This is a genomic window from Methanoculleus nereidis (assembly GCF_032944295.1).
GTDB lineage: Archaea > Halobacteriota > Methanomicrobia > Methanomicrobiales > Methanoculleaceae > Methanoculleus > Methanoculleus nereidis.
In genome coordinates this window covers 69,470-93,842 of record NZ_JABFFQ010000002.1, presented here as the reverse complement: position 1 = coordinate 93,842, position 24,373 = coordinate 69,470, and the positions used below count along the sequence as shown (strand labels likewise).

Here is a 24,373-nt window from a genome sequence, read left to right as displayed (position 1 = left end):
GGATGATCCTCCTAATAGACGTGTGTGGCTCCGCCGTAGCGCTCGAAGGCGTAGAGCGAGACGACCGAGATCATGATGAGGATCGTCGCCGCAGCGATAGCATACTCGAGTTTTCCGGTGGACATGTTCAGGAAGAGCGAGAGCGGGAGCGTCTCGGTCTTCATCCGGGTTGCGCCGGCAAGCATCAGCCCGGCACCGAACTCACCGATCCCCTTGGACCAGGTGATCACCGACCCTGCAAGGAGCCCGTTTGCGGACATCGGGAGCGTGACCCGCCAGAAGGCCTGCGCGTCGGTGCACCCGAGCGTCTTTGCCACGTACTCGTAGCGGGGGTTGACGCCCTGGAATGTCGAACGGGTCACCCGGAGCATGTAGGGCAGGTTCACGAAGAACTGGGCCATGATGATCCCGAGCGGCGTAAAGACGAACGCAAGTCCCGCCGCGGCAAGCGACTTTCCTACCGGGGATACCCCGAAGAAGAGCAGGAGCCCCACGCCCGCCACGAGCGGCGGGAGCGCCATCGGAATATCCATCAGCATGTTCATCACCGTCTTGCCCGGGAACGTGTAGCGGGCGAGGGCATAGGCCACCGGCACGGCGACCAGGATGCAGAGGAGCGTGGATATGACGGAGGTGACGATCGAGAGCCTGATGGCGAACTGGATCTCCTCGGAGAGAAGGCATTCGATGAGAACGGCCGGCGGGGAATGGGTGACCACCCCGACGAGGACCATTATGATGAAGGCGGCGATGAGGAGAGCGACCGCAACGGTCGCCATCCGAAAATAGGAGGAGTTCTTCAGGTTCATGAAGACTCCTCATGCTCCCGGAGATCCTTTGGGGAGAAACTCTTGAGTTTCACCTCCTCGATGTGCTTTGCGTCGACCCAGCCGCTCCGGACGTCGTCGCGATGGTCGAACTGGCGGACGTAGGGTTTGATGTCGAGGAGCGGCGTGCCGTCCAGCACGTCGATCCCGCGGACCCGGACGGTGTTGCCCTCGACGGAGACGACTTCGACGAGGGAGATCCCGATAGGGTTCGGGCGGTTGAAATGGCGTATGGCAAAGATCCCGCGCTCTTTGCTGCCGTCGACGAACGGGCGCTCGAGCAGGCGGAAACCCTTTGCCTGGTGGAAATGGTAGAGGAGGATGATATGAGAGAATCCCTCGACCCCCTCGAGCCCTTCGGCATACTCGGGAAAGACCTCGATCGTCCCCTCCGCTTCGGAGAAGATGCTCTGGATGGGCGTGGTGTCCTGGTCGGTGAACGGTGAGTGAATGGTTCCGATGATCTGGTAGGTGACTTCCATGCGACTTCTCCCCCTTCCTGGTTTATCAGGGTTTGACATCCGCGTAGGTGTCGCTCGGGTAGGTGACGAAACCGTGCCGGGTGAAGATCTCCTTCCCTTCGTCGGAGATGACGAACGCGGTGAACTGCTCCGCCTCATCGGGGTGCTCGGAGGCCGTCAGCACGCCGATGGGAACGACCTTCACCAGGTTATTCGTGTTCGGGATGTAGATGATGTCCATCTTCTCGGGCACGTAGAGATCCTCCCAGATGATACCGACATCAGCCTGCCCCATGGAGAGGTAGACCAGCAGTTCGTTCACCGTGCCGCTGCGGGTCACGAGGTTCTTCTCCACGTCGGCAAGGAGGTTGTTCTTTTCAAGGAGTTTGTCGGTCAGCTGGCCGATGGCGGTGCCGGGATTCTCGCCGAGCGCCACCCGCACCCCGGGCTTTGCCATGTCCTCAAGGCAGGTGATGCCGGCAGGGTTGCCCTTCGGGACGGCGATGATCGGGACGTGGTAGACGACAAGGTGCTCCTCCTCGACCAGCCCCTTCTCGCGGGCCGCGTCAAAGTAGGCGGTCGCGCCCGGCATGTAGACGTCGCCCATCTCCGTCAGTTCCATCTGGGTGAGCAGGGTGTTCGACCCGCCGAAGACGAAGTTGATCGGGACGCCGGTCCGGTCCGTGAAGGCCGCCGCGATCTCGTCCATCGGTTCGCGCATGCCCGCGCCGCAGTAGACGAGCAGCTCGGGCTCTGTCGTGTCGGACGTTCCCGCCGTATCGGCGGTGGTTCCGGTACATCCGCATGCAAAGGCGGCGGTTGCCGCGACAAGCAGTGCTACAATGAGAAGCAGGTGTGCTTTCATAAGAATAATTACTCAGGAGGGCAAAATAAACGTTTATAAATCGGGACGGGTTAACGATTTTAAGTTAACCAATTTGGTTATTGGGAAGTAGTAATAAAGTTTATTGTAATCGGGCAGATACGCACCGGATCGTTCACCAAAAACCCGAAAGGGAGAAGATAAGGGGCCCTGGAATGGCGGAGAAAACCGGAACGGAGGAGAGAGGCATTCGGATCACCCTCGAGGAGGTTGCCGGAGCCGTGGGCGACTTCGGCACCATCTTCCCCATCCTGCTCGGCGTCGCCATCGTCTGCCCGGACGTGAACGTCAGCCACTTCTTCCTCTTCCTCGCCGCCTGGTACATCATCGCCGGGTTCTATTATCGCCTCCCCATGCCGATCGAACCGATGAAGGCGATCGGTGCCATCGTCATCGCCGAAGGGCTCTGTGCCGGCGAGATCGTGGCCTCGGGCCTTGTTGTCGGGGCGCTCTTCCTCCTGCTCGGCCTTGTCGGCGGCATGACCTGGATCGGGGAGCGGATCCCGAAGAGCGTCGTCCGGGGGGTGCAGGCGGGTCTCGCGCTCATCCTCCTCAGGACGTCGCTCGGCTACATCGTTCCCGACGCTCTCTTTGCAGCCGTATCCATCGCGATCATCCTCATCTTCTTCGTTCTGTCGCAACGCACCCGGGTCCCGGACGTCTCCGCCCTGCTGGTGCTCCTCATCGGGCTTGCCGCCGGCATCGCCGTGCAGGGGATGCCGCCGTTCCGCCTGATGCCCCTCCCCGCCCTCGTCATCCCGATGCCGATGGACTTCATCACCGGAACCTGGGACCTCGCCCTCCCGCAGATACCGCTCACGCTCACGAACGCCATCCTCGCGACATCGCTCCTCACCTACGACCTCTTCCCGAAGCAGGGCGTGAACCCCGACCGCCTCTCCCGGACGATCGGGGCCATGAACCTGGTCTCGACGCCGCTCGGGGGGTTCCCCATGTGCCACGGCGCCGGGGGACTCGCCGCGATGTACCGGTTCGGCGCGAGGACCGGCGGGGCGAACATCGTCGCCGGCATCTTCATCCTCGTCTTCGCCGTCGCTTTCGCCCCGCCGGAGGTGCTGACCCTCATCCCCTTCGGCGTCTTCGGCGCGCTCCTGGTCTTCGTGGCGCTCGAACTCGGGAAGCACAGCGTAAAGACGGAGTCCTACCTGGTCACGGGGACCATCGCCGTCCTCACCCTCGCGATCGGTCTCACGGTCGCGTTCATCGTCGGGATGGTCCTTGCCTACATCCTCGAGCGGCGGGAGGGAGCGGGAGCGTCCCGGTCGTGATAAGGGTAGTTTGCGAAGGGGAGCCACCCCCATCTACTGAACTTCGCGTTCTTCGCGGCTCGCACCTGGCGGTGCTCAAGCTCGCTGCGCTCGCACTTCGCGTGAGTTAACGGTTTATAAGCAATGATACGGCCTCACGCGAAGTGCGATGGATGGGACATCCGGAGCTTGAGAAGGCCGAAGGTCTTCGAAGAACGCGAAGCCGCGAAGGATCTGACCAGGGTTTATCTCATCCGGCGTAAGACCGGGGGGAGATGGACACCGTCACCGCACTCGGTCTTCTCGCCGGCACGCTCACGACGCTCTCGTTCGCACCGCAGGCCATCCGGGCGTGGCTGCCACGCGCTCGACCGCCGACCTCTCGCTCGCGATGCTCGTCGTCCTCCTCGCGGACGTCCTGCTCTGGCTCGCCTATGGGGTGGTGAGAGGGGATATCGCCATCGTCGCGGCGAACGCCGCGACCGCCGGCCTGGTCATCCTCACCCTCTCGCTCAAGAAGAAGAACGGATGACGTGGATCGCCGTCGCCTTGACGGAGAGGGTGACGGAAGTTCCCGGAACGAGAGAGAGGTCGCGCACCGACCGCCGGGTCAGCACCGCGGTCAGTTCCACGCCGGCGTCAACCTTCACCTCGGCGACGGGACCGTTCTCGACGACCTGGAGAATCGTCCCGGCCATCGTGTTCCGGGCGCTCGACCGGCGGCCGTCTTCGACGGCGACGATGACGTCGTCGGCCCGGATGCAGAGGCTGACCTCCTCGCCCGCCGCCGCCTCCGTCACCGCCTCGATGGTCCGCCCCCCGGCATCCACCGTCGCGTGCCCGCCGTCGTTTGCCGTCACGGTCCCGTCCAGGATGTTCTCGACCCCGATGAACGACGCGACCTCGCGGCTCTTCGGCGCGTTCAGCACAACGTTGGCCTCTCCTTCGTCCACAAGCGTCCCGTCGATGATCACCGCCATCCGGGTGGCGAGGAAGTGCGCTTCCCGGCGGGAGTGACTCACCTGCACGATGGTGAGCCCGTCCTCCCGGTGGAGCCGCCGGAGATCATCGATGAACTTCTCCTGCGTGACGGGGTCGAGCGCAGAGAGCGGTTCGTCGAGGAGGAGGATGTCCGGTTTCACCGCGACTGCACGCGCAAGCGCCACCCGCTGCTGTTCGCCGCCGGAGAGGGTGCCCGGGTAGCGGTCTGCAAGGTGGGCGATCCCGAACCGCTCGAGGAGGGGGGCGACCTCAGTCCGGGCCTCCTTCTTCCCCATTCCCTGCACCCGGAGCCCATAGGAGACGTTCTCGATGACCCTCATGTTCGGGAAGAGCGAGTAGTCCTGGTAGACGAGGGCAACCTTCCGCCTATCGGGGGGGAGAGCGGTGATCTCGGTGCCCCGGAGGAGTATGCGGCCGCTGTCCGGCTGGTGGAGGCCGGCGATCGCCTCGAGGAGCACCGTCTTCCCTGCCCCCGACGGTCCGACGATGAAGTAGTAGTCGCCCTTACCGATCGTCAGGCTGACGTCGTCGAGCGAGAACGAGCCGAGCGCAAGCGAGACGCGGTCAAACGCGATCATCGTACCTCCCCAGGTACCGGGTCATCCGCCGCAGGAGGTAAAAAACCCCGAAACTGACCAGGATGACTGTAAACGCGATACTCCTGCTCGCGTGGATGCCGTCCGTCGTGAAGGAGTAGTAGATCAGCGTGGATATGATGAACGGGTAGTAGGCGATCATGATGACGCCGGCAAACTCCCCGATCGCCCTCCCCCAGGCGAGGATGGCCCCGCTGTACATGTGCCGGAGGCTCAGGGGGAGCGTGACCGTGCGGAACGTGGTGAAGGTGCCCGCTCCGAGCGTGCGGGCGACGTTCTCCAGGTGGACGGGCACTTTCTCGAACCCCTCCCGCATGGTGTTGACGTAGAACGGCGAGGCGACGAAGAGCATCGCGACGATCGTCCCCGGGAGCGCGTCCTCGAACGCAATCCCGATCTCCGAGAGCGGCGCGCCGAGCCAGCCCCGGCGCATGAAGAGGAGGTAGACGAGCAGGCCCGCCACGGTGTGCGGCAGGATGAGCGGGATATCGACGATGCTCTCGACGACCCCCTTGAAGCGGGAGGGGCGGGACCGCGCGAGGACGTAGGCGAGCGGGGTTCCGAAGAGGATGAGGAGGAGGACGGCGCTCGCCCCCGCGCCGAACGTGAGGAAGATCGATCCGATCACCTCCGACGATAGCGCCACCTCGAGGAGGTGGGCCGGGTCGGCGAGTTCCGTCGTTGCGATGTTCGCGAGCGCGAGCACCGTGACGCCGACAAGCAACCCTCCCATGATGCAGAACCAGACGGTGCACCAGTCTACCTGCCGCCTCCCGCGCGCTCTCCACCAGGAGGGAGACACTTCGCTATCGCCCCGGAGGGGGTCGCCTGACACCGTTTGGGTCTTCATATCCGTATGTTCCTGAATAAGCGTTGCACGCGTCCGCTGATAATTGATGGCATAAAAAAGGGGAGGGGTTCAGGCTTTCATCTCGACGAGCGACTGGAGAGCGTCGGGCACGTCGCCGTAGCCGCCCGCGGGCACGATCGGGGGCTGGCCGTCGGCGGTGAGGATCTCCTGTCCGGTGGCGCCGATCAGCATCTCGACGAACTCGAGACCGAGGTCGGGGTGCTCTGCGATCTTCGGGACGGTCACGCCGTAGACGATGGGGGAACCCACGTAGAGCGTGGTGCCGTCGCCCTTCTTCGCTTCGGTCTGGACGGTCGCGTAGTTCTCCGCGAAGTCTATCGATGAGAGGTCGATCTCCTCGGGGAGTTCGATGAACTCGAGCTCGTTCTGCACCGCAACGCTCCGGTACTCCCAGGCGTAGTCAAGTCCGCCGGCCTGGATCATCTGGACGAGTTCGACGCTCTTAGGCCGGATCGTCAGGGTGGTGCTGTCGGGCTTCGGGTCGGCGGCGTGGATCGTGTAGACCCCGCCCTCTTCGGTGGCCGTGATCGCGCTGTGCTCCCCGACAAGGGTCTCGAAGATCTGGTCGTCCTCATAGTAGCCCTCGGCGAGTTGGATCACCATCGGGCTGCGGTAGCCGCAGGGATCGGAGTTCGGGTCGGAGAAGCCCCACCGGACGCCGTCGCGTGCGAGGACCTCGTACCAGTTCTCGGCGGTGATCTCATCGGCGTACTTGCTCTCGCTCGAGTAGGTGAGCACCATCCGGTTCTTCGCGAACGTAAGGTACCAGTCGGCGTCGTCGGGCACCATCAACTGCGGGATGAGGGCGTAGTCGGCGGAGGCGAGGACGTCGGCGGGTTTGCCGTTCTCGGTGATCTTCTTGACGCAGTCGACGCTGCCGGCAGGTTCGAGGAGCACGGTGACGCCGGAATGTTCGGCTTCGAACTGGGCTTTCACCTTCTCGAACGGACCGGTCAGGCTCCCGGCATGAAAGACCTTCACCTGCACATCTTCGGCAGCAGCTGCCGTCGGTGTGGGGGTCGTCGTCTGGGTGCCCGTTCCGGGCGTCGAATCGGTGTTCGTTGTCCCCGTGCAGCCGGAGAATAAGACCGCGGCAGCAACGAGGAGGCAGATAAGCGCACATAGGTGGGTTGGTTTCATGAAATAACGTGTGGGGAAACTCGAATGTTAAAAGTATCCTTTAAGGCAGAAGTTAAATGAAATTAATTGACTGGATGCTTCCCGCCTGGGCAGAAGCCGGAGAAAAAGCCGGAAATATCGATTTAGCGCTCTTTCCGCTGGATAAGGTGAACCGCCTTCGCCTGGAGAGAGACCCAGACCTCCTGGCCCTCGCGAAGTTCGAGGGTCTCCGCCCTCCTCGCGGTCACCAGTGCGACGAGATCGCACCCGCAGTGCACCGCAACATTCACGAACGGTGCCGTGGGCTCGATGGCGGTGACCGTGGCGGGGAAGAGGTTCTCCGCCTCCTCGTAGCCGGGCTTTCTCCGGTGCAGGGAGATGTCTTCCCCACGGATGACCATCTCCACCTCGTCGGCGGGCGGCGGGGTCGCCGAGAGGATCTCCTTACCTCTTGCGTCCACGACGGTGAGATCGCCGCTCCGGGCGACGACCCGGGCGGGAATGATGTTCTGGACGCCCACGAACCTGGCAATCCGCTGGTCTCTGGGCTCATGGAAGATCGCGCGTGAAGGCCCGGTCTGGGCGATCGTGCCCTCGATCATCACCCCGACCCGGTGGGCGAGACGCTGCCCCTGCGCCAGATCGTGGGTGCTTATGAGGACGGTCATCCCTGCCTCGCGGTTCAGGCGGGTCACGATCGCCTCGATGGTGGCGGTCGACGTTGGATCCAGGTTCGCCGTCGGCTCGTCTAAGAAGAGGATCTCGGGGTCGGTCACGAGCACCCTTGATAACGCCACCCGCTGCTGCTCGCCGCCGGAGAGATCGAGCGCCCGGCTCTTGATGTAGCGGGAGAGCCCGACGGCTTCGAGGGCTTCCTTCACCTTCCGGTCGATCTCGTCGCGGGGAGCACGCCGGTACCGGAGCCCCATCGCGACGTTGTCGTAGACGGACGAGTTGAAGACGATCGGCCTCTGAAAGAGCATCCCCATCCGGCGGCGGAGGTCGAGCCAGCGGCCGTGCTCCTTTACCGTGTCAATCCCGAAGACCGAGAGTTCCCCCTCGTTCGCGGGCTCGATCAGGTCGAGAACCCGGAGAAGCGTGCTCTTCCCCGAGCCGCTCGGACCGATGAGCGCGAGGATCTCACCTTCCCCGACCGCGAGGTCGACGTCGTGCAGGACTTCAAGGCTGCCGTAGGATTTTCTGATGTTGTGTGCCTCGATGACCGTCATGGTATCACCGCTGCTGCACCAGGGAGAGGGCGATGTTCACCCCGAGCGCCACCCCGAGGAGGATGATCCCGAGCGCAATCGAGAGGGAGTAGTTTGCCATCGACGTGTTGAGCGCGATCGCGGTGGTGAGGACGCGGGTTGCGCCCCGGATGTTGCCGCCGACGATCATCACCGTCCCGACCTCGGCGATCGCCCGCCCGAATCCCAGGAGGACGCCGGCCATGACCGCGAACCGGGCCTCCGCGATGATGGTCATGACCGTCTGGAGCCTGCTCGCACCGAGCGCGGTGATCGTGTAGCGCTTGTCCCGGTCGATCCCGGAGAGTGCCGAGACCGTCAGCCCCATCAGGAGCGGTATGATGAGGACGGTCTGGGCGACGACCATGCCGCCGGGCGTGTAGAGGAAACGAAGGAACCCGAAGGGCCCGACGTTGGAGAGGAGCAGGAAGATGACCAGACCCACGATGACCGTCGGGAGCGCGTACAGCGTCTGCAGTGTGGAGACGACCGCGTGCTTCCCCCTGAATTCGTAGAAGTAGATGAGCGCCCCGATGGGGAGGGCGATCAGTGCGGCAAAGAAGGTGGCGGTGAGGGAGACGTAGAGCGAGCGGATGGTGATCTCCACCACCTGCGGGTCGAGGGTGATGATGAGCTCGATGGCCTCGACGAACCCCTCGATGATCGGGTTTCCGTTCACCACGCGCCCTCACCCTCCGGACTCCCTGTCACCCTGCCGATCACCTTGTTACCACTCCACGTTTCAGGCAGTCACCGGCTCCGCGCAGGTGCAGTTGAACGGCGGCTCGGTGCACTCGGGTGCGTAGAGGGGCGTAAAGAGCGGTTTGCCGAACTCCTCGGCCCCGAACTCGCCGATCATCTGCTTCGTCTCGTTCGTGGCGAGCCAGTTGATGAAGTCCGCGGCCCCCTCTGCGTTCACTCCGGGGTGCTCTTCGGGGTTGACGGCGATCGCGCTGTAGCGGTTCAGGAGTTCCGTGCCCTCGGCGACGACCGGCACCAGGTCGAGCCGGTCGGCGAACGAGAGATAGGTGCCCTCATCGGAGAGCGTGTATGCCTGCTGCTCGTTCGCGAGGATCAGGGTGTCCCCCATGCCCTTGCCGGCCTCGACATACCAGCCCCCGGCGTTCAGGATCTCGCCGTCGTAGTCGTAGCCCGCCTCCTCCCAGAGCACCTGCTCCTGGTTGTGCGTCCCGGAGTTGTCGCCGCGGGAGACGAACGCGACGCCCGCCGTCTCGTTCGTGCCGGCGCCGTAGAGCGTCTGGAAGGCCTCCACCGGGGTCATGTTCGCGATCCCCGCCGGGTCGGACTCCGGCCCGACGATGATGTAGTAGTTGTAGGCGATGCATCGCGGGTTGATGCCGAGGCCGTCGTCGACGAACTGCTGCTCAAGGTCCGGGGCGTGGACGAGGACGAGATCGACGTCGCCGCGCCTGCCGGAGTCGATCGACTGTCCGGTGCCCTGGGCGATGAACTGGAGATCCATTCCTGTCTCGCCCTCGTAGACCCGTTCGAGCTCCGCGAGCAGCCCGGTGTTCTCCAGGCTCGTCGTGGTGGCTATCCGGAGCACGTTCCCCCCGCCGGCGGGAGCGGTCGTCGCCGTGCCGGCCGGCGTCTCGTTTCCGCCCGGCGCCGGACTCGTGCACCCGGCACAGAGGGCGAGGATGAGCAGGATCGTGATGATGCCTGCCGTCAGATAGGTCGCATTTGTCTTCATAGCAACGCGCTAGGATGTCCAGCCTGTGCTAAATAGTTAACGGTGCCCTGGTGTCAACTACGCCTTCACCACCTCCGGAGGGCAATCCCCCGTACATTCTCACAGAGGGGTGGTATTCCCCGCCGCTCACCCGGCGAACCGGCAGGCGGCGGGGATGTACGTCTCCGGATCACGCCGTCGCGTTCATCGACCCCGAACAGGAGGTGCAGTTGAACGGCGGCTCGGTGCATTCAGGGGGATAGAGGGGTGTAAAGAGCGGCTGGCCGAACTCCTCGGCCCCGAAGTTCCCGATGTAATCCTTGGTCTCGTCCGAGGTGAGCCAGTCGGTGAAGTTGTTGGCCTCATCGATGTTGACACCCTCCGCCATCTCCGGGTTGACCGAGATTGCGCTGTAGCGGTTCAGGAGTTCGTCGCCCCCCGTCACCAGCTGTACGAGGTTCAACTGGTCCTGCAGGGCGAGGTAGGTCCCGATGTCGGAGAGTGTGTAGGCTTCTCTCTGGTTGGCGAGGGTCAGGGTCTCGCCCATGCCGCTTCCGCTCTCAAGGTACCAGGCCCCGGAGTCCCGGATATCGGTGGTGTAGTTGTAGCCAGCCGCCTCCCAGATCTCCTGCTCCCGGGTGTGCGTGCCGGAATCGTCACCGCGGGAGGCGAAAGCGACACCCTCCGTCTCGTTCGTGCCGGCGTTGTAGATCGCCTGGAACGCTTCGTCGGGGGTCATGTTCGCGATCCCCGCCGGGTCGGACTCGGGCCCGACGATGATGTAGTTGTTGTAGGCGAAGCACCGCTCATTGATGCCGTAGCCTTCGTTGATGAACTCCTGCTCGAGCGACGGCGAGTGGACGAGCACCAGGTCGACGTCGCCGCGCCTCGCGGTATCGAGCGACTGCCCGGTTCCCTGGGCGGTGATCTGTACGTCCACATCGGAGGTCTCCTCGTACATCAGTTCGAGTTCGTCGAGAAGGCCCGTATCATACAGGCTCGTCGTCGTTGCTATCCGGAGCACGCCCGGTTCTGCGGCCTCCTGTGCCGTCACTGTCATGGCACAGGAGGCGAGCATTACTACCATGATGCCCAGCAGGGGCATCCAAGATCTTCGTGCCATACGGGCAGGCCATCAACAGGCAATGTATTTAGTCATTTTTATAATAGTTAACAAATGCCGTATTGTAAGCCGTTTCCATGAACCCGGCCTCATTGGGGAAGCGGTTCCGTCCCCGGGACTGGATAAGGTTCATCCCGGAAGGGCCTGGCGTCGAAACCTTAACGCTCCCGCCCGCCGACCTTGCTCCTCATGTGGCAGGCGCTGGATATCGAGACCTGGATCGCTGGAAGGCGGTCGGACCTTGACCGGGTGAAGGGACCGGTCTCGGAGATCATCGGGAGGGTGCGGGAGGAGGGCGACGCCGCCCTCATCGACCTGACGAAGAGGTTCGACGGCATCGATCTCGAGGAGATCGCCGTCCCTGACGAGGAGCGGGAGGCGGCCTACGACCAGGTGGATGCGCAGCTGGTCGCGAGCCTCGTGGAGGCGGAGGAGCGGATCAGCCGGTTCCACGAACTGCAGCGCGGGCGCGACCTCTGGCTGCAGGAGATGGAGCCCGGGATCACCCTCGGCGTCAAGACGACGCCCCTCTCCCGGATAGGCGCCTACGTCCCCGGCGGGCGGGCGGCTTACCCCTCGACGGCGCTGATGTGCACGGTCCCGGCAAAGGTCGCGGGGGTCGCGGAGATCTGCTGCTGCACCCCGCCGCCGACGAGTCCAATCACCCTGGTCGCGCTCGATATCGCCGGGGTTGACGAGATCTACCGGGTCGGCGGCGCCCAGGCGATCGCGGCGATGGCGCTCGGGACCGAGTCAATCCCGCGGGTGGAGAAGATCGTCGGCCCGGGGAACGTCTACGTCACCGCCGCGAAGATGCTTCTCCGCGACGAGGCGGAGATCGACTTCCCGGCGGGCCCGAGCGAGATCGCGATCCTCGCAGACGGCACGGCGAACCCGACGTTCGTCGCGGCCGATGTCCTCGCCCAGGCCGAGCACGACCCGAACGCCGCCTGCGTCCTGGTGACGACCGACGCGGCTCTCGCGGAAGCGGTCGGGGCCGAGGTGAAACGGATGGCGGCGGGCGCGGCCCGGCGTGATATCGTCGCAAAAGCCCTCGATAACTCCGGCTACATCGTCGCCGGCGACCTCGATGAGGCGGTGGCGACGGTCGACGGGATCGCCCCCGAGCACCTCTCGATCCAGGTGGCCGACCCGCTTGCGGTCATCAACCACATAAGGAGCGCCGGGTCGATATTCGTCGGACCCTACGCGGCGGTTGCCTGCGGCGACTACGCCTCGGGGACAAACCACGTCCTCCCGACGGCTGGCTACGCCCGCCTCTACTCCGGACTCGACGTGAACCACTTCTGCCGGCGCTCGACCGTCCAGATGATCACGCGGGAGGGACTCGAGGCCATCGGCGACGTCGTGGAGACGATCGCCGATGCGGAAGGGCTCCACGCCCATGCGGAGTCGGTAAGGGTTCGGAGAAGGGGGTAAGCGAATAGCTCTTTTTAGCGGGATTTTTTTGTGGGGAGCCGGGAGGCCTGCTTTCCGAACTCAAACGTCCCAACTATGATGCCCAAGTGTCGCACCAGCCATCCCCGGGCAAAAAAGTAAGGGGTCCAAACGTTACCGCGACGTCGGCGCCGAAGGCTCCGGGGCAACCTCCCCGCGGACCATCCGAATCTTCTCGATCGCGTCCTCCGCGACGCTTCTCTCCTCCGCGTCCCCACCCCGGGCGAGCTCCTGCAGCGCATCGATCGCCCGCGGGTCGCCGATGTACTTGAGCGCTCCCGCCGCGTAGAGCCGGACGTTCCGGTCGGCGTCCTTCGTCGCCGCGATCAGCGGCTCGACCGCGGCATCGCCTATCCGGAAGAGGGCGCCTCCCGCCGCCCCCCGGACGTCGTCGTTTTCATCCCGGAGCGCACCGATGAGCGGGTCCACCGCGGCAGGATCGCCGGTATCCCCGAGGACGCCGGCCGCGAGGATCCTGGTATTCGGGTCCGGGTCGACGAGCATCGCAGCGAGCGGCTCCACCGCCCCGGGGCCGAACTTCGCTATGGCTCCCGATGCCTGGCACCGGAGGTCGTCGTTTGCGTCCTTGAGCGCCCGGGCGAGGGGTTCCACCGCAGACGGATCGCCGATCTCGCCGAGGATGGCGGCCGCGTAGACCCGCCGGAGATCCCGCCGGGTCTCGATCTCCCAGGTCTGGCCGCCGGCCCCGGTCACGGTCACCGGGGTCCTGGCCTCCTCCTCCTCGTACTTCCCCGACGCCTCCGGGTTCTCGATGAGTTCCACCAGCGGCCCGACCGCCGCCCCCTCAAGCAGGGCGAGCGAGTCCGCTGCTGCCTCCCGAACCGCCGTCAGTGGATCGCCGAGCGCCCGGATGAGTGGGCCGACCGCCTCAGCGCCGCCGAAGTCCCCGAGCGCCAGGGCGGCCCGCTGGCGCGTCAGGGCGTCGTTGCTCCCCAGTGCCTCGATCAGGCCGTCTACGGCCTTCTCGGCCCGTAACAGATCGATGTTGAATCTCTTTTCCCCCTGCTGCTCTTCGGGAAGATTGCTCTCTTGCTCCAATCTTTTCGCCTCCGTGGCCGGGGTATGGCGAACAGTCGATATAATAACTTTCGTAATATGATCTCTTGATGCGCCAAAAGACCCGATCAAAGAGACCGTCTGCTCCAGGGTTTCTTCACCCCGCCCCGGGCGCGACCCTGCCGGGCGATGACGGTCTTCAAAAAAGAGGGTGGGAGGCAGAGTCCATGCGGCCGTCACGATCGCGGTCGTGCATGGCCTCCCGGGCTCACGACAACGCCCGTCACGGCCTCCGCCGGCTTCTCGGTTCAGTGCGCCCGATGGTGCTGTAGTTTCGACATATCGGACACTTGACGTGTCCACTGGTAGATTCCCCCGTCCATCGGTGATGGCACCTGCCACAGTAATAGACGGCGTTGTTTCCGGTTGTGTCTGCTGTCATGGTATAATTCTCTCAAACCCGGCAAGGAGACTCCATATCTCCTTCGGGCTCGCTGTTTAGCATAGGCAACCGCCGCCATCTGGCAAAACTCATAAGAGAATGACGGAACGGTCTCACCGGGGTGGTAGAGGCTACCCGTCCGGGTCGACCCTCTCGTGCGCGGCATATCGTCACGCCCGGAATCGGTCTACGCCCGGCGGCTGCTATCTTATATAGTCAGGAATGTGAAGACCCGCATCAGAGATACTCCGGTCGAGGCATATACCGCCGCTCCCGGTCTTCGGGGTCATAGCTGCACCCGGGGTGCCCAGGTGTCTAACGTGCGAGGTCCACCCTTATATACCCCTGGCTCCGCCATCCTCACGAGGTCCCTCCGGTCCGGAAGTGCTCTCGCCACGCCCAAAGAAAGAGTGGTCCGTCCCGGCATCAGCGGGACGCCGGCGGGACAGGCCTGGCCTCGCCCTTTCTTTCCCGGAACCGTGTCATTCCGTCCTCGGCCGCCCTCCGGACGGCGGGATCGGTATCGGAGACCGATCGGCTGAGAGCACCCTCCGCCCGCGGATCGGCGATCTCGCCGAGGATGACGGCAGCATAAGCCCGGCGCAGTCCCCGGCCGGGCGGAACACCCTCCGTCACGACACCCGCCCTCCTCGCTCCGGGGAAGAGAGCCTCGTGCTCCCTCGCGTCCTCCGGGCCGCCAAAGAGGTCGTGCTGTGCAAGCTCGCGGTGCTGGAGGGATTTTCTCGTCCCGACGTCCCCCGGGCCTCCGAGGAGGTCGTGCTGGGTGATCTCACCCTCAGTGTCGCGGGATACCTTGCCTCCCGCCCTCCGGATATCCTCCGGTCCACCGTACGCATCGTGCTGGGCGAGGCCTTCTTCCTCGTCGCGGGCTCTTCCTCCCCCTGCTTCCCGGAGATCCTCCGGTCCGCCGAACGCGTCGTGCTGCCTGATTCCTCCCCCGTGTCGGAGCCTCCTCTTCGCGGCCGGTATGTTGTCGGGCCCCCCGAGCAGGTCGACCTGCCTCAGCCCTTCCCCGCGCGCTTCCCGCGGTACTTCGTAGCCTGCCGCAACGTCGGGACGCTCGAGGAGATCGATCAGCGGCTCGACCGCCGGTGTTCCGACCAGGACAAGCGCGTTTGCCGCCCCCTCCCGGACGGCCTGCACCGGGTCGCCGAGCGCCTGGATGAGCGGGTCAACCGCCCTCCATTCCCCGAGCGCACCGAGGGCGAGGGCAGCGCTCCGGCGAACTTCTGGATCGCTGCTCCGCATTGCGTCGGTCAGGCCGTCGATATCCTGTCGCGACGCCATATGACTGACATCATACCGCTTCTCCTCCTGCAATTCCCCCGTCGTAATATCCCTTCTCTGCACCACAATCACCTCTGGATACGGCGTTTGTAACTGGCTGGAAGTATAATAATCTTGTGTATAAAAATCATCGCATAATATGACGGGGAACCGGCCCGTTCCCGGGAGTGATCGTACAACCGTGGCCCGGAAGTTACGGGTATTTAACCCCCCCCGGTAAGGAGAATATCATGCCGGAGGAGAAGAAGAAGGCGGAGTTGAAGATCTCCGGGATGCACTGCGCGTCCTGCGCCCTCAACATAGAACGGGCCCTCCAGGGCAGGGAAGGCGTCCACGATGCCCGGGTCAACCTCGCGGGCGAGACCGCCACCGTCGAGTACGACCCGACGAAGGCCACCCTTGCCGACCTTGAGAGGACGGTCTCGGACGCCGGTTACGAGGTTATCAGGAACGAGGCCACCGTCAGGATCGGGGGGATGGTCTGTGCGGCCTGCGCTCAGGTGATTGAAGCATCGCTTGCCGACCTCGATGGGGTCTACGAAGCCCGGGTCAACCTCGGGACCGAGAACGCACACGTCGTCTACAACCCCGCGCTCGTCACCACATCGGATATCCGTGCCGCCGTCGAGAATGCTGGCTACCAGTACCTGGGGCTTGAGGAGGAGGTCTCCGAAGACGTCGAAGAGAAGATGCGGGAGGAGGACCTCCGGGACAAGTTCCGGCGGTTTACCGTTGGGTTCGCGGTGAGCATCCCGCTCTTCCTCTACATGCTCTTCGGGATGCCGGGGGCGGCTGCCCTCCCGGTCTCGGTCAACCTCGCCATGCTCGTCATCACCCTGCCGGTCTTTCTCTACGTCAGCGCCCCCATCTTCAGGGCGGCTGCTGCGGCGCTCCGGAACCGGGCGCTGACGATGGACGTCATGTACGCGATGGGCATCGGCGTCGCCTACGGTGCAAGCCTTCTCGGGACATTCGGGATTGTCCTGACGGCGGACTTCAACTTCTACGACACCTCGGTGATGCTCGCGGCGTTCCTGACGCTCGGGAGGTATCTGGAGGCCCGGGCCAAGGGGCGGACGTCTGAGGCCATCAAGAAACTGGTCGGTCTGCGACCCCGGACCGCGACGGTGATCCGGGATGGACAGGAGGTCGAGGTTCCGGTCGAGGACGTCGTCGTCGGCGACGTCCTCCTGGTCCGGCCGGGGGAGAAGGTGCCGGTGGACGGGACGGTCGTGGGTGGCGAGAGTTCGGTCGATGAGTCGATGATCACCGGCGAGCCCATCCCGGCCGATAAAAATGAGGGGGACGGGGTCGTCGGCGGCACCCTGAACGTGAACGGCGTCCTCCGGGTCAGGGCCGAGAAGATCGGAAAGGACACGGTGCTTGCGCAGATTATCAGGCTCGTCCGGGACGCCCAGGGCTCGAAGCCGCCGGTGGAGCGGATCGCCGACGTCGCGGTCTCCTACTTTATCCCGGCCGTGCTCGCGATCGCAACCGCCGCCTTCCTCGTCTGGTACGTGGGGCTCGGTTCATCGCTCCTGTTTGCGCTCACGGTGCTGATCTCCGTCCTGGTCGTGGCCTGCCCCTGTGCGCTCGGCCTCGCCACCCCGACCGCCGTGACCGTCGGGATCGGCCGGGGCGCGGAACTCGGACTGCTGATAAGAAACGGCGAGGCGCTGGAGGTCTCGGAGAAACTGACCGCGATCGTCTTCGACAAGACCGGGACGCTCACCCGGGGGAAACCCGACGTCACCGATATCATCCCGCTCGGGATGCCGGAGGACCGGCTGCTTGCGGTCGCGGCGGCGGTCGAGCGCAACTCGCAGCACCCGCTCGGGGAGGCAGTCGTGCGGCGGGCAGAGAGCGCCGGAGTCGGTATCCCGGCGTCGAAGCGGTTCACGACCTTCAGCGGCAGGGGGGTCAGCGCCGTGGTGGAGGGCGAGGAGGTGCTGATCGGGAACCAGCCCTTCCTCGAAGAGCACGGAATCGCCGTCCCGCCGGAGGCGGAGAGGGAGATAGCCGCCCTCCAGGACAAGGGAAAGACCGCGGTTCTCGTCGCCGCCGGGGCCGGCCTTGCGGGCATCCTCGCCATCGCCGACACCCTCAAGCCGACGACGAAGAGCGCCATTGCGGAGCTGAAACGGATGGGCCTTGCTGTTACGATGATCACGGGCGACAACGAGCGGACGGCAAACGCCATCGCCCGCGAGGTCGGGATCGAGGACGTCCACGCCGGGGTGCTGCCGCAGGAGAAGGCGCTGGAAGTCCGGGCGCTCCAGGAGCGGGGGGCGGTCGTGGCGTTCGTGGGCGACGGGATCAACGACGCCCCGGCGCTCGCGCAGGCGGACGTCGGGATCGCCATCGGGAGCGGGACCGACGTCGCGATCGAGAGCGGGGATATCGTCCTCATTCGCGACGACCTGACCGACGCCGTCGCGGCCGTCGAACTCTCGCGGAAGGTGATGAGCCGGATCAAGCAGAACCTCTTCTGGGCGTTCGCCTACAACTCCGCCCTCATCCCCCTCGCCGCGGGCGTGCTCTACCCCTTCTTCGGCATCACCTTCCGGCCGGAGCTTGCGGCGCTCGCGATGGCGCTCTCGTCGGTGACGGTCGTCTCGCTCTCGCTGCTGCTCAAGACTTATATACCTCCGGCGAAGAGAGGGATTCCGTCAGAGGTTGATGCGTATGGCAGTTGATCCGGTATGCAAGATGGACGTGGATGAGGCGAGTGCGAAGTACACCGCCGAGTACCAGGGCAAGACCTACTACTTCTGCGCCCCGGGCTGCAAGAAACTCTTCGAGCGCGACCCCGAGGCGTATCTGAAGGGTGAGTAACCTCTTTTTTTGCCGGGTGTCCGGCCCCCTGGATGGGACCGGAAGAACGATATACTCGAAGGAGAATAGGGTATTTGCGGATCCGGGTGACGCCTGGCGGCATTTTTGATATAGCAGCCCGCGGTTTATGTCAGGTGTTGGTGAAGGGTCCTGAGCCTGCTCAAAAAAACTCATCCCCGTAAATCCCTGTCGCGATCTCGTCCTCGATGGTATCGGTATCCTTTCTCGCGATCGTCTCCTCGCGCTGCTGCTGCAGTGCTTCGATAAGATCCCATATGGTGGATGTGTCGACGCTGCGACGAGGGTCCAGCTCTGCAATCTCTAGCAGTGCCTCTCTGAGATGGTAAAGATCGGTATACTGATCTAGCAAAATCCGGAATCTATCGGGGCTCGGCCCTGCAGCGTACTGGAAGTTCCCTGCAACCGCGTGGAATATGAGTTTGTCTTCCGCAGCGCGGCATTGCCCGGGCTCTACTGCAATCTCCAGGACTGCCGGCGAGATCTCCGGGGTGTCGATATCGCTCACCCCGAATGCGGTGATGACGGTTATATTCATGCCTCGCATCCTCCAATCATCGTCGTTCCCTTCTCTCCATAGTCAACTACCCACCCCTAAAGGGGTGGGCTTCCTGCCTGTTTGATCGTGAGATGCCGTCAGAACCGGTAGACCGTCTGCCGGCAACGTGCCCCCTTTCTCTCCTCTTCTGGTGCCAGGTCTGCGGTGTCGTCCAGGGCCGCCCGGAGGAATGCGCTTGCGTTGTCGGCGAAGTGGACCGCCCAGGCCTCGGGCGTCCGGGGCTTGACCTCGCCGTAAGGGCCGTGGTGCGCCATCACGATGTGAAGGATATGCGCGAACCGCGAGGGGTCGACGCCGGCGGAGTGCCGGAGGACGGCCGCGGCCCCGATCGCCGTGTGCCCGACGAGGGTGTACTCCGGGAGCGCGACGAACGAGAACCCCTGGTGGCGGAAACAGGCTGCTTTCCCGACGTCGTGGAGGAGGGCTCCGGCGAGGAGGACGTCGGTGTCCATCCGGGTCCGGTTGACGGTGCCCGAAAGAGAGAGCGCAATTTCCGTGGCCTCGAGGGTGTGCTCCGCAAGGCCGCCGATGTAGGCGTGGTGATGGAATTTCGCTGCGGGCGCTTCGAAGAATCCAGGAGTGCTGTCGATAACCTCCAGGACGAGAGACGCTATGCCGGGGTCATCGATCTTCGCAATCATACCGCCTAATCGCCGCCGAACTTCGTCAAGGTCTACGGGCGCATAGACGAACAGGGACGGATCGAACCCCTCCTGCGGCATCGGGTCGGCGAGGCAGGAGATCCCGTCGTTTACGTTGACCTCGCAGGTGCCGTTGTAGACCTTTGCATAACCCCAGATGCGGTAGACCTCCCCGGGCCGGATCGCGCAGCAGACCGCCTCGATCTCTTCCGCGCTCTGGTCGGACGTCCCCCAGACCTTGCAGGCCCCGTGGCCGGTCTTATCGGAGATGGTGAGCTGGATGTACCTGCCGCCGTCCCGCTTCTCCTTCAGGTCCGCAGCCTCCACCACGAAGGGCGCGTCGACCTGCATGCTTCCGCTGATCTCCTCGACAAAGACTGTCTTCTCAAGCACCGGATTTCACTGCTCCTGCAAAATCCGTTCGCCCGGAAAACCTTAAAACCCGGTGGTTTGTTCTGACGGGGGTGAATTATACCGCCCGCTTCGCTTCCTTCGCGTGAGGCTAACGAAGAGTCGTGTTACGGTTTCGCATGATGCCGTGGGGGTAAAACCTGCGCCTGGGGCGAGCCTCACCCGAACCGGAGCCGGATCATCCCGCGAAGCATCGCCTTTGCGTCCGACGCCATCACCTTCGACTCGTCCCGGTTCTCCCAGGTGATCGGGACTTCGACCACCCGGTAGCCGCTCTGCGCGAGCCGCCAGAGGAGTTCCACGTCGAATTCAAACCCGGTTGACCGGGTGGAGGAGAGAACGGCATCTACTGCCTCCTTCCGGAAGACCTTCGCACCGCACTGGGTGTCCCGGTAGTCGAGCCCGAAGAGTGCCCTGACCATGAGGTTGAAGAGACGGCTCTCGACCCGGCGCCGGAACCCCTGCCGCACGGTGAGGACCGAGCCGGGGACCCAGCGCGAACCGATGGCGCCGTCCGCGGCCTTCAGGCAGTCAAAAAGGCGCTTCATCTCGGAGAGGGACGTCGAGCCGTCCGCGTCCATGTAGCCGACAAAGGGCGTCGTCGCTGCCTGCATGCCCGCAACGACTCCGCCCCCTTTGCCGAGCCGAGCCGGAAACGTCAGGCACCGGATGGAGAGCACCGGGTGCTCGTCCGCAAACGCACCGATGATCGCGGGAGTGGCGTCGGTCCCGTCGCAGACGAAGATGAGATCGCCTGCAAAGCCCGCGATGTCCTCAAGGAGTGACCGGATCCGCCGTTCTTCGTTGTATGCGGGGATCACCAGGGTGCAGTCCGCCCGGCTCACCTCACCGCCTCCGGTATCGTTTAGCATTCGAGTTTCGTGATGATAGTGTCGGCGAACTGTGCGGCCGCCCCGGGTCCGTTCGCGGTCACGACCTGCATGTCGGCGACGACGGGGATCTCGAGGAGGTTCGCTCCCCCTTTCTCCATCTCCTTCACCGACGTCGGGGTCCGGTATACCGTCGCCTGCCGCCCGGCAAGGATGCCCGCCCGCGCCAGCACGACCGGCGCGAGGCATATGGCGGCGACGACCTTGCCCTGCTCGAAGAACGCCCTGACGATCTCGATGAGTTTCTCGCTTCCCCAGAGGTGCTCCTCTGAACCGCTTCCGCCCACTACCACGATACCGGCATACTCGTCGGGGTCCACGTCGTCAAACGTCATCGCCGCCTCCACGCTGCCCCCGAGCATCCCCGTGCACGTGCCGGCGACCGTGGAGGCGATATCGACGTCGATCCCCGCCTCTTCGAAAGTCCTTCTCGGGACCTCCAGTTCCTCATCCCTGAACCGTTCCGGTGCAACCGCAAGCAAGAGTTTCATATGGGTCTCCTATCTAGGGTTGGTTCATAAGCGTATTGATGGTTGTGGGATGTGGTGGATCACGCCACGCCCGGTTCCACAGTATCGGGTCCCCTCGAATAACTGCCATGTTCGATTTTCGAAATAAAATTATTATAATAATGGTGCTATTGAAGTGCGGGCCCCGCGGTGCTACGGGACCGGCGATCTCTGCAGAGGATCCGGTCTTCAACGATAAACCCGTGTTTCGGTTCGCCGTAAACCCCGAAAGATAGGGAGGGTACCGGTGGTCCCGGCACGGGCCGCAGCGCGTTCCCGGGGTGAAGATGAGGAGAGGTAAATCATGCAACGCAGCACCTATTTCAGCATCATACTCCTTTCGGCACTCGCGCTCATCGCAGTCGCGGGAGCGCAGGCAGGAGATTCGACTGTTATCTGGAACAGGACCTATGGGGGGGCGGATGCCGGGGAAGCGGCATACGCAATCGTCAGGGACCCGGGAGGACCCGGGTTCTTCCTCGCCGGGGAGACGGCACCGTCCGGAGGGGGGAAGACGGACGCCCGGGTGAGCAGGCTGACGCCGGAAGGCACCGAGGAATGGAACAGGACCTATGGCGGGGAGGAGAGCGATACCGCGCGCTCCATCATCCGGACTGACGACGGCAGCCTGCTCTTCGCCGGGAACCTCACCCTCGTGACGAACGGGACGCAGGCGGATACCGATGCCTGGATCGTGAAGATAGACTCCTCAGGCGGCGAGGTCTGGAACCGGACCTACGGCGGCCCGGATGTCAATGCCTCGGCAAACGCAGTGATCGGGACCGATGACGGCGGTTACGTCTTCGCCGGCACCACCGCACCCCGGGAAGTGAATGAGTCCGCCGCCTGGGTGGTCCGACTGAATGAGACGGGTACGGAGGTCTGGAACCGGACGTTCGGCGGAGCGGGGAATAACCGGGCGAACGCCGTCACACGGCTTCCCGGCGGCGGCTTTGTCGTTGCCGGCAGCACCGAATCCTCGGGAGCGGGCATGGCCGACGTCTGGGTGGTCCGGCTGAACGAGTCGGGGGATGAGGTCTGGAACAGGACGTTCGGCAGCCCCGACGACGATGCTGGTCGGGCGGTGATCAACACCTCCGACGGCAACCTGCTCGTCGCCGGCATGTTTACGGAGCGGCCCGATAACACGACTGCCGATACCGACGCCCTCCTTATCAAGCTCACGGCTGATGGGGATATCATCTGGAACTGGATTTACGGCGATTTCGGCGTGAACGAGTCGGCGGCGGCCGTCATCGAGACTGCGGACGGCGGTTACCTCTTCGCCGGGGAGACCGCTTACTCTGAAACGGATGATACCGATGCCTGGCTCGTTCGGACCGACGCCGAAGGAGCGGTGGCCTGGAGCAGGATCTTCGGGGGCCACAACCCCGGCGATCGGGCCGCATCGCTTCTTGAGATCGCACCGGGAGAGCACGTCTTCGCGGGGACCTTCAACGCCACGGAGAGGGGAGGGCCGGTGAATACGGACGGCTGGGCGGTGAGACTGGGACCGGAGCCCACGCCGACGCCCACGCCGACCCTGTCACCGACTGCAACCCCGACGCCCGCGCCCACGGCACCACCTGCCAAACCCCCGAAAGCACCGATTATTTCCCGGGAGCCGCCGGCACCGGCCCCAACGATGACGACGCCGGTGCCGGCCAGGTCACCGACCGGAGCCCCGACGGGGCCCGTGATGCCCGGACCCACCTGGACCACGGCGCCCACCGGCGCGCCGACGGTGACGGCCACACCGGTCCCGACCATGGCCCCAACCATGGCCCCAACCCTGACACCTGGGAACGACGACAACGACGACGACAACGATGATGACAACGACGACGATGACGACAATAACGACGATAACAACGACGGCCAGAACAATACCGGGACCATCGGATCGCTCTCGGGGATGGTCTGGTACGACCTGAATGCTAACGGCATTCTCGACCCCGGTGAGCCGGGCATCCCCGGCATCAGCGTCCGGCTGATCGGGGAGCGAACCATGATGGACTACACCATCACCGGTCCGGACGGGTCGTACGGGTTCGGTGACGTCGCCTCCGGCAGGTACGCCGGCACCGAGTTCGTCCTGCCGGATGGTTTCTCCTGCACCATCTCGGGGCCTGACAACCATGCTGCTCCTCTCGGGGGGGATGTGGCATACGCCGAAGTGGTGGACGGGCAGCGGACCCTGAACGCCGGCTTTACCGGAAGTCCCTTCCCCCTGACCCCGGCTACGGCCTACGGGTGGGTGCTCGGGACGACCTGGAGCGACGGCAACGGGGACGGTATCAGGGACGGAACCGACGGCCTGACGGACGTCGAGGTCACCCTCCTGGATGCAGGCGGGAATGTGGCGGCATCGGCCCGCACCGGCTATCATGACAGTTACTTCTCCATGTACCTCTTCGGCCCCCTCCCGCCCGGGGAGTACTCCCTCGCGTTCACTGCGCCGGATGGCTATGCTTTCACGAGCACCGGCGGCGACAGCCACGCCGATCCTTCGACCGGGACGACGGCCCCGTTTTCGGTCGGCGGGGGTGATATGGTTGTCAGGGATGCGGGGTTGATCCTCTCCCTGACCCCTATCCCGCCTCCGGGCGATGCGCCCGGAGGACCGGTGAATGAGGTTGACGCAGGCATAGCAGGCAATGAGCAGGAGGAACAGGCTGATACGGCTGCCCGCGAAGAGTGGGGGGATGAGACCGCCGCTGATGCGGCGGACGATGATCAGGGCGGCCCGGTCGTGACCGATGATCCGCAGGCCCCAAAGAATGATGCCGGTGACGATCGGAAAATGACCGGAGAGGACGACAACGATGACCGAAAAGAGAAGACAGAGGATGGAGACGACCGAACGAAGGTAAAGGAAGATGATGATGACCGAAAAGAGAGAGAAGATGATGATGACAATAATGAGCGGAAAGTAAAAGACGACGATAGAGGCCGAACGAAGGCAGAAGATGACGATGACCGGAAATGGGCTGAGAAGGATGACGAAAGCAGACCTGACCGGGAGAAGAACGTAAGACGGGATGACGATGACCGAGATGACGATGACCGAGATGACGATGACCGAGACGAAGACGACCGAGACGAAGATGATTAATCGGAGCGGATAAGACGCCGGTCGACAACAAACGTGCGCGCTCCTCCTATGGTTTCCTGCACATCGTGGTTTACTGCTCC

22 protein-coding genes are annotated in these 24,373 nt (G+C 64.1%); 6 read left to right on the top strand and 16 right to left on the bottom strand.

Annotated elements, in window-relative coordinates; all coding sequences use genetic code 11:
* Window positions 1-11 precede the first annotated feature (11 nt).
* The 3 genes from HL657_RS04890 to modA are packed head-to-tail and all read right to left on the bottom strand — an operon-like array spanning window position 12 to window position 2,153.
* On the bottom strand, window positions 12-809 hold the full coding sequence (locus HL657_RS04890; RefSeq protein WP_317295710.1) for an ABC transporter permease: 798 nt from the start codon (window positions 807-809) through the stop codon (window positions 12-14).
* Window positions 806-1,309, bottom strand: coding sequence for a tRNA (N6-threonylcarbamoyladenosine(37)-N6)-methyltransferase TrmO (gene tsaA / locus HL657_RS04885; protein ID WP_317295709.1), 504 nt, complete (start codon window positions 1,307-1,309; stop codon window positions 806-808). Before tsaA ends, HL657_RS04890 begins: the two co-directional genes overlap by 4 nt.
* Window positions 1,310-1,334: 25 nt before the next feature.
* Entirely contained in the window at window positions 1,335-2,153 is an 819-nt protein-coding gene (gene modA / locus HL657_RS04880; protein WP_317295708.1) for a molybdate ABC transporter substrate-binding protein, read from the bottom strand.
* 173 nt (window positions 2,154-2,326) lie between these two features.
* Here modA and HL657_RS04875 point away from each other — a divergent pair, with 173 nt between their 5' ends.
* Window positions 2,327-3,460, top strand: a complete 1,134-nt coding sequence (locus tag HL657_RS04875; RefSeq protein ID WP_317295707.1) for a molybdate transporter family protein — start codon at window positions 2,327-2,329, stop codon at window positions 3,458-3,460.
* 331 nt (window positions 3,461-3,791) lie between these two features.
* Entirely contained in the window at window positions 3,792-3,971 is a 180-nt protein-coding gene (locus tag HL657_RS04870; protein WP_317295706.1) for a SemiSWEET family transporter, read from the top strand.
* Here HL657_RS04870 and HL657_RS04865 read toward each other — a convergent pair.
* The 7 genes from HL657_RS04865 to HL657_RS04835 all read right to left on the bottom strand — a co-directional run bounded on the left by HL657_RS04865 (window position 3,952) and on the right by HL657_RS04835 (window position 11,090).
* On the bottom strand, window positions 3,952-5,019 hold the full coding sequence (locus HL657_RS04865; RefSeq protein ID WP_317295705.1) for an ABC transporter ATP-binding protein: 1,068 nt from the start codon (window positions 5,017-5,019) through the stop codon (window positions 3,952-3,954). The genes HL657_RS04870 and HL657_RS04865 overlap by 20 nt on opposite strands.
* Complete coding sequence (locus HL657_RS04860; protein WP_317295704.1) at window positions 5,006-5,887, bottom strand: ABC transporter permease; 882 nt, start codon at window positions 5,885-5,887, stop codon at window positions 5,006-5,008. Before HL657_RS04860 ends, HL657_RS04865 begins: the two co-directional genes overlap by 14 nt.
* 69 nt (window positions 5,888-5,956) lie before the next feature.
* Window positions 5,957-7,048 carry a tungstate ABC transporter substrate-binding protein WtpA gene (gene wtpA, locus HL657_RS04855; protein WP_317295703.1) on the bottom strand — a complete coding sequence of 364 codons (1,092 nt, stop codon included), beginning with the start codon at window positions 7,046-7,048 and terminating at the stop codon, window positions 5,957-5,959.
* A 122-nt stretch (window positions 7,049-7,170) separates the two neighbouring features.
* Window positions 7,171-8,256: an ABC transporter ATP-binding protein gene (locus HL657_RS04850; protein ID WP_317295702.1), complete on the bottom strand. Its 1,086-nt coding sequence runs from the start codon at window positions 8,254-8,256 to the stop codon at window positions 7,171-7,173.
* 4 nt (window positions 8,257-8,260) lie between these two features.
* Complete coding sequence (locus HL657_RS04845; RefSeq protein WP_317295701.1) at window positions 8,261-8,956, bottom strand: ABC transporter permease; 696 nt, start codon at window positions 8,954-8,956, stop codon at window positions 8,261-8,263.
* Between the two features lie 60 nt (window positions 8,957-9,016).
* Window positions 9,017-9,988 carry a substrate-binding domain-containing protein gene (locus tag HL657_RS04840; protein ID WP_317295700.1) on the bottom strand — a complete coding sequence of 324 codons (972 nt, stop codon included), beginning with the start codon at window positions 9,986-9,988 and terminating at the stop codon, window positions 9,017-9,019.
* Between the two features lie 169 nt (window positions 9,989-10,157).
* Window positions 10,158-11,090: a substrate-binding domain-containing protein gene (locus HL657_RS04835; RefSeq protein WP_317295699.1), complete on the bottom strand. Its 933-nt coding sequence runs from the start codon at window positions 11,088-11,090 to the stop codon at window positions 10,158-10,160.
* Between the two features lie 189 nt (window positions 11,091-11,279).
* On the opposite strand from HL657_RS04835, the gene hisD reads away from it, so the two are divergent.
* Window positions 11,280-12,530 (top strand): histidinol dehydrogenase, encoded by a 1,251-nt coding sequence (gene hisD / locus HL657_RS04830; RefSeq protein WP_317295698.1) that lies wholly within the window; start codon window positions 11,280-11,282, stop codon window positions 12,528-12,530.
* A gap of 132 nt (window positions 12,531-12,662) precedes the next feature.
* On the opposite strand, the gene HL657_RS04825 is transcribed toward hisD, so the two are convergent.
* Complete coding sequence (locus HL657_RS04825; protein WP_317295697.1) at window positions 12,663-13,607, bottom strand: HEAT repeat domain-containing protein; 945 nt, start codon at window positions 13,605-13,607, stop codon at window positions 12,663-12,665.
* An 826-nt stretch (window positions 13,608-14,433) separates the two neighbouring features.
* Complete coding sequence (locus HL657_RS04820; RefSeq protein ID WP_317295696.1) at window positions 14,434-15,381, bottom strand: HEAT repeat domain-containing protein; 948 nt, start codon at window positions 15,379-15,381, stop codon at window positions 14,434-14,436.
* A 164-nt stretch (window positions 15,382-15,545) separates the two neighbouring features.
* Here HL657_RS04820 and HL657_RS04815 point away from each other — a divergent pair, with 164 nt between their 5' ends.
* Both HL657_RS04815 and HL657_RS04810 read left to right on the top strand, forming a co-directional pair.
* Window positions 15,546-18,011, top strand: a complete 2,466-nt coding sequence (locus tag HL657_RS04815; protein WP_317295695.1) for a heavy metal translocating P-type ATPase — start codon at window positions 15,546-15,548, stop codon at window positions 18,009-18,011.
* On the top strand, window positions 18,001-18,150 hold the full coding sequence (locus HL657_RS04810; RefSeq protein ID WP_317295694.1) for a YHS domain-containing protein: 150 nt from the start codon (window positions 18,001-18,003) through the stop codon (window positions 18,148-18,150). The genes HL657_RS04815 and HL657_RS04810 overlap by 11 nt, the downstream gene beginning before the upstream one ends.
* Window positions 18,151-18,310: 160 nt before the next feature.
* Here the strand turns inward: HL657_RS04810 and HL657_RS04805 are convergent, their stop codons facing one another.
* From HL657_RS04805 to HL657_RS04790, 4 genes are all read right to left on the bottom strand, one after another.
* On the bottom strand, window positions 18,311-18,676 hold the full coding sequence (locus HL657_RS04805; RefSeq protein WP_317295693.1) for a hypothetical protein: 366 nt from the start codon (window positions 18,674-18,676) through the stop codon (window positions 18,311-18,313).
* Window positions 18,677-18,804: 128 nt separating this feature from the next.
* The gene (locus HL657_RS04800; RefSeq protein ID WP_317295692.1) at window positions 18,805-19,761 is read right to left on the bottom strand and encodes an HD domain-containing protein; all 957 of its coding nucleotides are present in this window, start codon (window positions 19,759-19,761) and stop codon (window positions 18,805-18,807) included.
* A gap of 176 nt (window positions 19,762-19,937) precedes the next feature.
* Window positions 19,938-20,651 carry a dolichyl-phosphate beta-glucosyltransferase gene (locus HL657_RS04795; RefSeq protein ID WP_317295691.1) on the bottom strand — a complete coding sequence of 238 codons (714 nt, stop codon included), beginning with the start codon at window positions 20,649-20,651 and terminating at the stop codon, window positions 19,938-19,940.
* A complete protein-coding gene (locus HL657_RS04790) occupies window positions 20,645-21,160 on the bottom strand; it encodes a DJ-1/PfpI/YhbO family deglycase/protease (RefSeq protein WP_317295690.1) in 516 nt (171 codons plus the stop codon). Before HL657_RS04790 ends, HL657_RS04795 begins: the two co-directional genes overlap by 7 nt.
* A gap of 322 nt (window positions 21,161-21,482) precedes the next feature.
* Here HL657_RS04790 and HL657_RS04785 point away from each other — a divergent pair, with 322 nt between their 5' ends.
* Window positions 21,483-24,293, top strand: coding sequence for an SdrD B-like domain-containing protein (locus tag HL657_RS04785; protein WP_317295689.1), 2,811 nt, complete (start codon window positions 21,483-21,485; stop codon window positions 24,291-24,293).
* Window positions 24,294-24,373 lie beyond the last annotated feature (80 nt).

Excerpts from the sequence above, each read along its gene's own strand:
- HL657_RS04860 (WP_317295704.1), bottom strand. The coding sequence starts at position 5,887 with ATGAAGACCCAAACGGTGTCAGGCGACCCCCTCCGGGGCGATAGCGAA.
- HL657_RS04785 (WP_317295689.1), top strand. The coding sequence starts at position 21,483 with ATGCAACGCAGCACCTATTTCAGCATCATACTCCTTTCGGCACTCGCG.
- HL657_RS04795 (WP_317295691.1), bottom strand. The coding sequence starts at position 20,651 with ATGCTAAACGATACCGGAGGCGGTGAGGTGAGCCGGGCGGACTGCACC.
- HL657_RS04790 (WP_317295690.1), bottom strand. The coding sequence starts at position 21,160 with ATGAAACTCTTGCTTGCGGTTGCACCGGAACGGTTCAGGGATGAGGAA.
- HL657_RS04835 (WP_317295699.1), bottom strand. The coding sequence starts at position 11,090 with ATGGCACGAAGATCTTGGATGCCCCTGCTGGGCATCATGGTAGTAATG.
- HL657_RS04875 (WP_317295707.1), top strand. The coding sequence starts at position 2,327 with ATGGCGGAGAAAACCGGAACGGAGGAGAGAGGCATTCGGATCACCCTC.
- HL657_RS04810 (WP_317295694.1), top strand. The coding sequence starts at position 18,001 with ATGGCAGTTGATCCGGTATGCAAGATGGACGTGGATGAGGCGAGTGCG.
- HL657_RS04865 (WP_317295705.1), bottom strand. The coding sequence starts at position 5,019 with ATGATCGCGTTTGACCGCGTCTCGCTTGCGCTCGGCTCGTTCTCGCTC.
- tsaA (WP_317295709.1), bottom strand. The coding sequence starts at position 1,309 with ATGGAAGTCACCTACCAGATCATCGGAACCATTCACTCACCGTTCACC.
- wtpA (WP_317295703.1), bottom strand. The coding sequence starts at position 7,048 with ATGAAACCAACCCACCTATGTGCGCTTATCTGCCTCCTCGTTGCTGCC.
- HL657_RS04890 (WP_317295710.1), bottom strand. The coding sequence starts at position 809 with ATGAACCTGAAGAACTCCTCCTATTTTCGGATGGCGACCGTTGCGGTC.
- modA (WP_317295708.1), bottom strand. The coding sequence starts at position 2,153 with ATGAAAGCACACCTGCTTCTCATTGTAGCACTGCTTGTCGCGGCAACC.
- HL657_RS04850 (WP_317295702.1), bottom strand. The coding sequence starts at position 8,256 with ATGACGGTCATCGAGGCACACAACATCAGAAAATCCTACGGCAGCCTT.
- HL657_RS04840 (WP_317295700.1), bottom strand. The coding sequence starts at position 9,988 with ATGAAGACAAATGCGACCTATCTGACGGCAGGCATCATCACGATCCTG.
- HL657_RS04815 (WP_317295695.1), top strand. The coding sequence starts at position 15,546 with ATGCCGGAGGAGAAGAAGAAGGCGGAGTTGAAGATCTCCGGGATGCAC.
- hisD (WP_317295698.1), top strand. The coding sequence starts at position 11,280 with ATGTGGCAGGCGCTGGATATCGAGACCTGGATCGCTGGAAGGCGGTCG.